Here is a 255-nt window from a genome sequence, read left to right on the forward strand (position 1 = left end):
GTCTTGGGTCAATGCAACATCGTCGCCTACTTTCACACCGTCGTTGTTCACGGTGGTGTCGCCGGCTTTGACGCTGTCTACAACCAGGTCTTTGTTCAGCTTGACAGTCACTTTATCGTCTTGGGCTGCGGTGGTGATGTTGTCGTCGCCGGCAACGGTCACGGTGGAGCCGAGTTTCTCGACATTGGTGCTGCCGCTGTCGCCGTTGAAGGTCAGGCCTTTGGTGTCAACGGTGGTTTTGGCATCTACGCCTTT

1 protein-coding gene is annotated in these 255 nt (G+C 55.7%); it reads right to left on the minus strand.

Annotation, left to right across the window (positions count from 1 at the left end; all coding sequences use genetic code 11):
* Window positions 1–255 (minus strand): hypothetical protein (locus TW89_RS11765; protein WP_225522202.1); only part of this gene is annotated, 255 nt, incomplete at both ends.

It is taken from the genome of Neisseria flavescens, assembly GCF_001618065.1.
Classification (GTDB): domain Bacteria; phylum Pseudomonadota; class Gammaproteobacteria; order Burkholderiales; family Neisseriaceae; genus Neisseria; species Neisseria flavescens_A.